The sequence below is a fragment of the Desulfobacterales bacterium genome, from assembly GCA_021647905.1.
Classification (GTDB): Bacteria; Desulfobacterota; Desulfobulbia; order Desulfobulbales; family BM004; genus JAKITW01.
In genome coordinates this window covers 1-6,779 of record JAKITW010000103.1, presented here as the reverse complement: position 1 = coordinate 6,779, position 6,779 = coordinate 1, and the positions used below count along the sequence as shown (strand labels likewise).

The 6,779-nt window shown below is 59.8% G+C and carries 4 protein-coding genes; 3 read left to right on the top strand and 1 reads right to left on the bottom strand.

What is annotated here, in order from left to right; translation table 11 throughout:
• Window positions 1-182: 182 nt before the first annotated feature.
• The 3 genes from rsmB (at window position 183) to secB (ending at window position 5,053) form a co-directional block, all read left to right on the top strand.
• Window positions 183-1,523: a 16S rRNA (cytosine(967)-C(5))-methyltransferase RsmB gene (gene rsmB, locus L3J03_11875; protein MCF6291679.1), complete on the top strand. Its 1,341-nt coding sequence runs from the start codon at window positions 183-185 to the stop codon at window positions 1,521-1,523.
• A 144-nt stretch (window positions 1,524-1,667) separates the two neighbouring features.
• On the top strand, window positions 1,668-4,484 hold the full coding sequence (uvrA, locus tag L3J03_11870; GenBank protein ID MCF6291678.1) for an excinuclease ABC subunit UvrA: 2,817 nt from the start codon (window positions 1,668-1,670) through the stop codon (window positions 4,482-4,484).
• Between the two features lie 86 nt (window positions 4,485-4,570).
• Entirely contained in the window at window positions 4,571-5,053 is a 483-nt protein-coding gene (secB, locus tag L3J03_11865; protein ID MCF6291677.1) for a protein-export chaperone SecB, read from the top strand.
• A gap of 93 nt (window positions 5,054-5,146) precedes the next feature.
• Here secB and L3J03_11860 read toward each other — a convergent pair whose 3' ends face one another.
• Entirely contained in the window at window positions 5,147-6,733 is a 1,587-nt protein-coding gene (locus L3J03_11860; GenBank protein ID MCF6291676.1) for a type II and III secretion system protein, read from the bottom strand.
• Between the last annotated feature and the right edge of the window lie 46 nt (window positions 6,734-6,779).

Here is a 6,779-nt window from a genome sequence, read left to right as displayed (position 1 = left end):
CTGCCGAAGTTGTTTCAATTTCCGCTTTTGCCGTCACGGCTGCGGCTCAGGGTCCGCTACACCGTTCGGTATAAGAAAACCCCTTTCCCGGTCCAACCTCAAACGTACGGGGTTTACCGAAACCTTATCTAATAACAATTAACCGTTCACTATTCACTATTCACTATTCACTGCACTTCACCATGAACCCCACTCCCCGAGAGCTTGCCATTGATATTCTCTGCCAATGGGAGCGAGACAACCTGCCCATTGACCAGATCCTGGAGGTCCGGCGCCGGCGGGAAGAGATGGCCGATCCCCGGGATTGGCAACTTCTTTTTGCCCTGGTCCACGGAGTCATCCGCTGGCGCGGCTATCTGGACTGGGTCCTGGGTCGCTTCTCCCGCCATCCCCTTAACAGGATGAAGCCCCGCACCCGCCAGGCCCTCAGGGTGGGAACCTTGCAACTGTTGTTCATGGACCGGATCCCGCCGGCCGCGGCGATCAACGAGACCGTGGCCGCGCTGAAACAAAGCCGGCAACCGGGCTGGCTCACGGGTTTTGTCAACGGGGTCCTGCGGACCATCGCCCGGCGGCAGCCAGACCTTCCCAGGCCCCAAGACCAGGATTCCGACCTGCCGGAAACAGCCCGTTTCAGCCATCCGCAATGGCTTGTTGACCGGTGGAAAAAACGCTACGGCCAGGAGGGGTGCGGGGCGATCTGTGCGGCTGACAACAGCCCGGCCATCCTCTGTCTGCGGGTAAACAGCCGGGCCATATCGCGGCCGGCGCTGCAAGAGATGTTCGCCGCCGCCGGTATTGAGGCCCGGCCGGGGTTGTTTTCTCCGGAGGCCCTGCTGCTTGACGATTTTCAGGGTGCAATCACCGGACTGCCCGGTTATGTTCAGGGTTTTTTCCAGGTCCAGGGCGAGGCGGCCCAGATGGCCGGCAGACTGCTTCTGCCGTTACAACCGGACAACAGCTACCTGGACGGCTGTGCCGGACCGGGCGGCAAGACCAGCCACCTGGCCCAGGAGTTACCAATTGGTGCAAAACTGCTGGCAGTGGAGCCCAACCGGCTCCGGATACAGCGGCTGCGGGACAATCTGGCCCGGCTTCAACTGACGGACCGGGTGCGGATTATCGAGGATATCCTGGAAAACATCAACGGAACCTTTAACGGAATTATCCTGGATGCGCCCTGTTCCGGACTGGGGGTTATCAGCCGCCATCCGGATATCCGCTGGAACCGGACCGCGGCTGATCTCGGCCGCTATCAAAAAAAACAGCTGGCCCTGCTGAACACCGCAGTACCTCTCCTGGCCCGGGCCGGAATACTGGTCTATGTTACCTGCAGCACCGAGCCCGAGGAAAACGAGATGGTGATTGAAAAATTCCTGGCCGCCCATTCGGAATTCACCCTGGAAAACGCCCAGGATTTTCTCCCGGAACAACTGGTGGATCAGGACGGGTTCTTCCGCACCCTGCCCGGTCAGCACGGAATGGACGGCTTTTTCGGGGCAAGATTGAGAAAAGAAAGGTGATGGGTGATGGGTGATGGGTTATTGGTTATTGGTGAGGGGTGAGGGGTTATTGGTAAAAAATTTCCGTGCCCTCTGACCTCTAACCTCTGACCTCTAACCTCTGACCTCTGACCTCTAACCTCTGACCAATAACCCGTCACTTCCATGGAACCAAAAGAGATCCGCATCCGGGGCGCCCGGATGCATAACCTCAAAAATATCGATGTTGATCTGCCCCGCAACCGGCTGGTGGTGTTCACCGGCCTGTCCGGCTCCGGCAAATCGACCCTGGCCTTTGACACCCTGTATGCCGAGGGCCAGCGCCGCTACGTGGAATCCCTGTCCACCTATGCCCGCCAGTTCCTCGGCCAGATGGACAAACCCGATGTCGACTCCCTGGAAGGGTTATCGCCGGCAGTGTCCATTGAACAGCGGACCACCGGCCGCAACCCCCGCTCCACCGTGGGCACGATCACCGAGATCTACGACCATCTCCGGCTTCTCTATGCCCGGGTCGGCCACCCCTTTTGTCCCGACTGCGGCCGGGAGATCCGGGCCCAGTCCGTGGAGGATATGGTGAACGCATTGACGGCCCTGCCCGCGGGCAGCAGGATTATCCTGCTGGCGCCGCTGGTGGACGGAAAAAAGGGCGAGCATCGCGACCTGTTCGATCAGCTCCGTAAGGACGGCTATGCCCGGGTCCGGGTCAACGGGGAAATCCATTCATTGGACCGGGAGATCCCGCTTGCCCGGACCAAGCGCCATCGGGTCGAGGCAGTGGTGGACCGGTTGGTGATCAAGCCCGGCATCGGCCGCCGGCTGGCTGATTCAGTGGCCACCGCGGTAAAACTGGGCCAGGGATTTCTGCTGGTCGAACTGCTGGATAAGGCAGAAGAAATCCTGTTCAGTGAAAGGGCGGCCTGTATCTCCTGCGGCAGAAGCCTGCCCGAGATCTCCACCCAGCTATTTTCATTTAACAATCCCAAGGGCGCCTGCGGCCAATGCCACGGCCTGGGGATAAAACAGTTCTTTGACCCGGACCTGGTGGTCCCGGACCACTCGCTTTCTCTCCGCCAGGGGGCCATTGCCTGTTGGAGCGGTCGCTCCCTGGCCACCTATTCGGGTCAGCTCCTGACCGGACTGGCCGACCACTATCGATTCAGCGTCGATACCCCGTTCGGACGGCTGCCGGACCGGGCCAGAAAGGTGATCCTCCACGGTTCCGGCCGGGAGGAGATCCTGTTCCATTACCAGCGGCACCGGCGCCGGGTAACCGCCCAGTCCAGTTTCGAGGGGGTCCTGCCCCAGTTGGCCCGCCGCTTTCAGGAAACCGCTTCCGCAGCGGTCCGGGAGGAGTTGGGCCGATACATGAACGAGCAACCATGTCCGGGCTGCCACGGGGACCGGCTCCGGCCCGAGGCCCTGGCCGTCAAGGTCGGACCCTGGTCCATTGCCGGGATGACCCGGCTGAGCATCGACCGGTTGCTGGTTGAGCTGCCGGCCATTGATTTCAACAGCCGGGACCGGATCATTGCCCAGCGGATAATGAAGGAGATCAACGAACGGCTCAGCTTTCTCGCTGATGTGGGGCTGGGCTACCTCTCCCTGGAGCGCCGGGCCGCCACCCTGTCCGGCGGCGAGGCCCAGCGGATCCGGCTGGCCTCCCAGATCGGCTCCCGCCTGGCCGGGGTCCTCTATATCCTGGACGAACCGAGTATCGGCCTGCACCAACGCGACAACCAACGGTTGATCAACACCCTGACCAGCCTGCGCGACCTGGGCAATACGGTGATCGTGGTGGAACATGACAGCGAGACCATCCTGGCGGCGGATCATGTGCTGGATATGGGACCCGGCGCCGGCCGGCAGGGCGGCGAAATCGTCTACAGCGGCCCGGTGGCCGGACTGCTTGAAAATAAACAATCGCAAACCGGTGGTTATCTCTCCGGCCGGCTGGTCATCCCGGTACCAGTGGCGCGGCGCCGGAAAAGGGCCGGCCGGATCTCGGTGCGCGGGGCCACGGCAAATAATCTGAAAGAGGTGACCGTGGACTTTCCCCTGGCCAGGATGACCTGTGTCACCGGGGTATCCGGCTCAGGCAAGAGTTCCCTGGTCATTGAGACGCTCTATAAGGGTGTCCATGCCTTTCTCCGGCAACAGCGCCACGGGACAAAGGGGCTGAAGATCAGCGGGCTCGACCGGATCGACAAGGTGATTGACATCGACCAGAGCCCCATCGGCCGGACCCCGCGTTCCAATCCAGCCACCTATACCGGGATATTGACCCCGATCCGCGAATTGCTGGCCCGTTTGCCCGAATCACGGGCCCGGGGCTACAAGCCGGGCCGGTTCAGCTTCAACGTCAAGGGCGGTCGCTGCGAGGCCTGCCAGGGCGAGGGGGTGATCAAGATCGCCATGCATTTCCTGCCTGATATGTATGTCACCTGCGAAACCTGCCTTGGCCGCCGCTATAACCGGGAAACCCTGGATATCAGGTACCGGGGTGTGAACATCGCCGGGATCCTGGCCATGACCGTTTACGAGGCCCTGGATTTCTTCACCAATATCCCGTTGATCCGGAACCGGTTGCAGACCCTGGCCGATGTCGGCCTGGGCTATATCGGCCTGGGGCAGTCATCGGTGACCCTGTCCGGCGGCGAGGCCCAGCGGGTCAAGCTGGCCCGGGAACTGGCCAAGAGGAGTACCGGCCGCACCCTCTATATCCTGGACGAGCCGACCACCGGGCTGCATCCGGCGGACATCAAACAGCTGCTCGTTGTCCTGGCCAGGCTGGTGGACAGCGGCAACACAGTGGTGATCATCGAGCATAACCTGGACGTGATCAAGACCGCGGACCATCTCATCGATCTGGGCCCGGAAGGCGGCGACAGCGGCGGCAGGGTCATTGCAACCGGCACCCCGGAGGAGGTTGCGGCAAACCCGGCATCCCATACCGGCGCCTTTCTCAAACGCCTTCTCTAAAAAAACCGCTTTGCAGACGCGGCACTATCCATTATATAAGCGGGTAACTTGCCGCTGAACCTAAGCTTTTAAAAAAGGAAAATATCATGACCGAACAAAATACAGCCGATACCGCGCCGGAAGCGCCGGTCTTCAGGTTACAGAAGATGTACGTCAAGGACCTCTCCTTTGAGAATCCCAATGCGCCGGAGGTCTTTCTCCTGGAGCAACCCGCGCCCAAGGTGGATATGAACCTGGGCCTGAAGCATAAAAAAATGGATAATGACAACTGGGAAATCGCCATGACGATCAATGCCACGATCACCGACACCAATGCCGACAACAAGGCCTTGTTTGTGCTTGAGATCGAGCATGCCGGGGTGTTTCTGTTGAAAAACATCCCGGAGGAGCATCTTGCCCGGGTCCTTAACGTGGACTGCCCGACCCTGCTTTTCCCCTTTACCCGCCAGATCGTGACCCAGCTTTCAACGGACGGCGGTTTTATCCCCTTTCAGATGGAGCCGATCAATTTTCTGGCCCTGTATCAGAACAATCTGGCCCAGCAGCAGCAACAGCAGCAGACGCAATAAAAAAAACTGAACCTAGATCAGTCGAATCCGGTAGATAAAAAAAAAGCCCTCGCAACACGAGGGCCTTTTTTATGTCTCTACAGCCGACCGGATTTACAGGATCCGGGGCTGCAGCATGATGACCAGTTCGACCTTGGGCCTGCTCTTGGCCGAACGTTTGAACAGACCGTTGATCAAGGGCAAATCGCCCAGGATCGGGAACTTGACATCAGACACGTTGTCAGCTTCCTTGATAAAACCTCCCACCACCAGCATCTCGCCGCTCTTGACCCGGGCAATGGAGTTCATTTCCCGCATATTGACCACCGGCACCCCGATCCTGCCGCCGGCGGTGCCCTCATAGGTCATCTGGCCTCCCTCCAGCTCGGACAAGACCGGGGTCAGGCTGAGAATGACCTCGTCGTTCTCCGAAATCATCGGCACCACCCCCAGGCCAAGGCCGGAAAAAATACTGTCCGTGGACCTGGTAATGGTTACATTTCCCCACTCATCGGTGGTGCTTTCCTCCGAGGAAATATAGGTCATATCCTGGCCCACGCTGATCATCGCCGGCTGGCCGTTCATGGTCACGATCCGCGGATTGTTCAGGACCTTGACCCTGCCCTGGGTCTGAAGCAGATCAAGCACCAGGTTGAAACTGGCCGGACCGGTAATGGTGGAGATGATCGGAGTATTGGCGGCGTTGTATGGATATATCTGGCCGGTGCCGCCGAAAAGGGCCACATTGACCGTCTGGCCGGAAAGGAGGTTGCTCCAGTCAATGCCGGTGGTTGAAGTATCGGTCAAGGTCACCTCGATAATCTTGACCTCAATGGATATCTGCCGGTACAGTTCTGTCTTGAGGTTGTTGAAATAGGTCGCGATCTTTTCCAGCATCGGCCGCGGCGCGGTCACGGTGACCAGGCCGATGGGCTTGTCAATGGTATAGTAGCCCTTGGCCGGCAAACGGGTTGCCGCTGCTGGCGCTGGTGGCGCGGTGGCGGTGGCGGTGGCGGTGGCCCCGCCCTCTGCCTGGACCGGGGTGGCGGAGGCCACCTCGGTGGCCGAATAGATCTGCAGCACCTTATCCAGATTTTCCTGGATATTCTTCCAGATATCAAAGGGGTTCTCCTGGCTGCTGATCTGGTTGCTGGCCGTGGTGCCGCCCAGGACATTGCCACCCACCGAGGTGGCATAGTTGGCGCTCATGAACGGCATGGCAACATGAAATTTCCGGGTGTCATTGTAGCGGATCACAATGGTATTACCGCTGACCTCGTGGAAATAATCGACCTGACGCAGCAGATTATCAATGGCGGCAAAGAAATCATCGTCTGCCCCGATATTGACATCCACCAGGATGTTCTGGTCCACGTCACTGGCCCAGCTCACGGTCATCTTTTTCAGCTCCACCAGGATCTTGAACACCTCCCGGAGCTGCATCGGTTGAATCGAGGAGATGTCCGCGCCCACCGGCATGCCACCTGCCTGGGCCCGGTCCCCGGTATCCATATCCTTGACCAGGTAGGCGGGTTTCTGGAAACGCACCGGCAGGACCGGGGTGGTGCGGGACACGGCCGCAGGGGCCGGTTGAGACGCAACAGCCGCGGCGGCCGGCCCGCTGCCACCGGCGGCGGCAACCCCGGCGGGAGTTGGAGACAGGTGGGCACAGGCCGGGAGCATGAACAAAAGTACGACCATGCAGCTTCCGAGCAGTAATTGATTTTGCCTACCCCTGGATACTTTC

What these genes read in the sequence shown, in the direction of transcription:
- rsmB (MCF6291679.1), top strand. Translation starts at nt 183, where the DNA reads ATGAACCCCACTCCCCGAGAGCTTGCCATTGATATTCTCTGCCAATGG.
- uvrA (MCF6291678.1), top strand. Translation starts at nt 1,668, where the DNA reads ATGGAACCAAAAGAGATCCGCATCCGGGGCGCCCGGATGCATAACCTC.
- secB (MCF6291677.1), top strand. Translation starts at nt 4,571, where the DNA reads ATGACCGAACAAAATACAGCCGATACCGCGCCGGAAGCGCCGGTCTTC.
- L3J03_11860 (MCF6291676.1), bottom strand. Translation starts at nt 6,733, where the DNA reads ATGGTCGTACTTTTGTTCATGCTCCCGGCCTGTGCCCACCTGTCTCCA.